The sequence below is a fragment of the Natronomonas sp. genome (genome assembly GCF_046710025.1).
In the GTDB taxonomy this organism is placed as follows: domain Archaea; phylum Halobacteriota; class Halobacteria; order Halobacteriales; family Haloarculaceae; genus Natronomonas.
In genome coordinates this window covers 1-3,212 of sequence record NZ_JBKEGK010000269.1, presented here as the reverse complement: position 1 = coordinate 3,212, position 3,212 = coordinate 1, and the positions used below count along the sequence as shown (strand labels likewise).

Genomic DNA, 3,212 nt, shown 5'->3' with positions numbered 1-3,212 from the left:
ACTCTCCCGAGGCGTCGTCGTTCGGATCGTCGATACCGCCGTCGGTTCGGTGGGGCGCGGTCATGGGATCATCTTGCGAAGCGACTGTTGTTCGATGTGTAGTCGTACGTCGTTTCCGTCGGTCGCCGCGACGAGGTCGTGTCGTTGGCCGTCGATAATAAGCGTGTGGTCGGCGATCCGGCCCGGCGAGACCGAGAGGTGCTCCAGTTCCGTGATCGGCTCAGTGGGGTCGTACACGAACGTCCCGTTCTCGTTCGTGACGTTGACGCGCGCCGGAAGCCCCCAACCGTAGGACTCGAACTCCATCCGGATGTTCACGAGCGTCTCGCCGTCGACCCGATACTCGTCGTAAACGCGGGATTTCTCGACGCTGTGGGTGTACTCGAGGGCCACCGTGCTCCCGTCGTCGACCGGCTCCACGAGGTAGCGCTCACCCGTCTCGATGTCCTCGACTACGAGGACGGCCCCTGCCGGGGCCGCCGCCACAACGCCGACGAGAACGAGCACCGCGAGTGCGAGAATCGCGGCACTCGCGTTCGAGCGTGAAAGGTGGCCCATTGTTCCGAGTACTCGTTGTGGGATGGAATTTGAAACGGTTGTGAAACGGTTCGTCGACGGGCCGGTCGCGGGGATCGGGTTACGCGTCGAAGTAAGCCGCCGCCCCTTCGTGCAACTCGATGGACATCCCGTCCTGCGCGCTGTCGACCGTAATGAAGTCGGTCTTTATAGTGAGCTCGTCGAGGTTGTCGAAGAGAGCAGCCGTGACCGTCTCGACGGTGTCGGCCGACACGTCGGCATTCGTGGCGATCATCGCCTGCACGGCGACGGTCTCGATGTCCTCCTCGACGCCGCTGTACGTTCCAGCCGGGATCGTGTCGTCCGCAAACCAGGAGGCGTCCGCCTTGACGGCCTCGCGATTCTCGCCGCTGATCGGGACGAGTTCGACATCGTTCGTGTTCGCGAGGTCTTCGATCGCACCGACCGGCCAGCCGCCGACGACGAAGGCGGCGTCGATATCGCCGTTGGCGAGTTGCTCAGACGCCTGCGAGAAGCCGGCGTTTTGTTCGCTGTAATCGGTGATCCCGAGCGACTCAAGGATCTGCTGTGCGTTGACCTGCGTCCCCGAGCCGAGGTCGCCGGTGTTGATCGTCGCGCCGCTGAGATCGTCGACGGTGGAGATGTCGTTCCCCGCGAGCGTGACGAGTGTGATCGTCTCCGGATACAGCGTCGCGACGCCCCGGATCGTTTCGATCGCGTTGTCTTGGAAGGCATCGATGCCAGTTCCGTTCTTCGCGAACGAGGCGATATCGTTCTGGATGAGCGCGAAGTCGGCCGAGCCGTCGGCGAGGCTACCGACGTTTTCGACGCTCGCACCCGTGGACTGAACGTTCAACGAAAAGTCGGTGTTGGCCTCGACAACCGTCTTGAATTCGTTCGAGAGCGGGAAATAGGTCCCTCCGGTTCCGCCCGCGTGCCAGGTCAGTCGGGTTCCGCCGTTACCGTTGCCGTCACCGCCGCCATTGCCGTTACCGTTGCCGTCTCCACCGTTGCCATTCCCGTTGCCGTTTCCGTCGTCGCCGTTGCCCGTACATCCGGCGATACCGACGAGGCTGGCCGCTGCCGCTCCCTTCAGTAGTTTTCGCCGGTCAATAGTGTTACCAATGGGATTGTCCGTCATACTTATGTTATATATTTACCGTTTTATATATACATTGGGGTGCTGCCATCGGGCAGTCACCGCCGCATCACACAGACGGAGAGGCCGCCGCCAACGGTCCCGAGACCGTTGTTTGTAGGCCCGTGACATGACGGATCGCAGTTATTTGCGTGCAGGCGGGACACAAATCTGTGTCCAACGGTGGTGGCGCTCTACCGGCCGCCGCGGTCACCTCGCTCTCCCCTTCCCGACCACAGCACCCCGGAATCGCGCCACCGAGACGGGGTTATATCACCCCTATAGTTACACACCTCAGGCCGCGGGGCTACGATTTGTTTTATAAAAGCTCGGCGACGCACGAGCCGACGTTCGCAGCCTGGCCCACAAAGTGGTGATCGGCAGATAGGGTACGGACCTCGCCGCCGCGCGCTCGGACCCGATCTGCGACCGCCTCGGCGTCGACGGTCGTGTCCCGTTCGCCGTAAACCACCGCGATCGGACACCCGACATCGTCGACGGCGGCGACCGCGTCGATCTCCTCCGAGAGCCTCGCGGCCGGTGATAGCGCCACGATGCTCTCGGGCGGCGTCCCGGCCGCGGACTCGCGGGAAGCGGCGACCACGGCGAGACACCCCCCGAAACTGTAGCCGAAGAGGCGCACGTGCCTGTAGTTGGTTCGCGCCCACGCGAGGGCGTCGCGGGTGTCCCAAAGTTCGCCGCGCCCCTCGTCCCACGCCCCGTAATCGAATCGGAGACAGGCACCGTCTACGGCGTCGCTCACCGCCTCAACTCGGGGGTCAGTCCGGCTCCCGCCCATCTCCGGATGTGGCGGGCACGCGACCACGCAGCGGTCGCTCTCCGGCGAATCGAGCGTCCCGCGCACGTCCCGATCTGAGGGAATAACGACCGCCTCGCTCATTCCAGCAGTCGCTCCCCGGTCATCGCCTCGGGCACCTCGACACCGATCCGCGACAGGAGCGTCGGCGCGATGTCGGCGAGCGTCCCCCCAGATCGGACCGTGCACTCGCCGTCGGTGCCGTTCGGAGCGACGTAGACGAACGGCACCGGGTTCGTCGTGTGTGCCGTGTGTGGGTCCTCGGGCGTACCCATGTCGTCGGCGTTGCCGTGGTCGGCGGTCACGAAGAGATGTCCACCGGCTACCCGGACCGTCGCTTCGAGACGGGCGAGGTGGGTGTCGACGGCCTCGACGGCCGCGACCGCAGCGTCGAAATCACCCGTGTGGCCGACCATGTCCGGGTTGGCGTAGTTCAACACCAACACGTCGAGCGCTTGGCGTGCCGCCGCCGTATCACCGTCACCAACCCCGTTCTCAATCGCGTCGATCGCGGTGTCGGTCAGTGCAGCGGCCGACATCTCGGGACGCTCATCGTAGGTCGGGACGTCGGGGCTCGGGACGATCTCACGGTACTCGCCATTGAACGCGGTCTCGCGGCCGCCGTTCAAAAAGTAGGTCACGTGGGCGTACTTTTCGGACTCCGCCGCCCGAAGCTGCGTGCGCCCGGCCTCCGAGAGCGCCTCGCCAAGCGTCCGCTCG

At 64.6% G+C, this 3,212-nt stretch carries 3 protein-coding genes and 1 pseudogene; all 4 read right to left on the bottom strand.

Going from position 1 to position 3,212, the window contains the following annotated elements:
- Positions 1-60: 60 nt before the first annotated feature.
- Entirely contained in the window at positions 61-558 is a 498-nt protein-coding gene (locus tag ACI944_RS13570) for a DUF1850 domain-containing protein (protein WP_411719561.1), read from the bottom strand.
- Positions 559-637: 79 nt separating this feature from the next.
- The gene (locus ACI944_RS13565; RefSeq protein ID WP_411719560.1) at positions 638-1,678 is read right to left on the bottom strand and encodes a TAXI family TRAP transporter solute-binding subunit; all 1,041 of its coding nucleotides are present in this window, start codon (positions 1,676-1,678) and stop codon (positions 638-640) included.
- Positions 1,679-1,994: 316 nt separating this feature from the next.
- Positions 1,995-2,576, bottom strand: a complete 582-nt coding sequence (locus ACI944_RS13560) for an alpha/beta hydrolase (RefSeq protein ID WP_411719559.1) — start codon at positions 2,574-2,576, stop codon at positions 1,995-1,997.
- Positions 2,573-3,212 (bottom strand): annotated as a pseudogene (locus ACI944_RS13555) (2,3-bisphosphoglycerate-independent phosphoglycerate mutase); the annotation flags it as partial. The pseudogene ACI944_RS13555 and the gene ACI944_RS13560, both read right to left, overlap by 4 nt.

Excerpts from the sequence above, each read along its gene's own strand:
- ACI944_RS13565 (WP_411719560.1), bottom strand. The coding sequence starts at position 1,678 with ATGACGGACAATCCCATTGGTAACACTATTGACCGGCGAAAACTACTG.
- ACI944_RS13560 (WP_411719559.1), bottom strand. The coding sequence starts at position 2,576 with ATGAGCGAGGCGGTCGTTATTCCCTCAGATCGGGACGTGCGCGGGACG.
- ACI944_RS13570 (WP_411719561.1), bottom strand. The coding sequence starts at position 558 with ATGGGCCACCTTTCACGCTCGAACGCGAGTGCCGCGATTCTCGCACTC.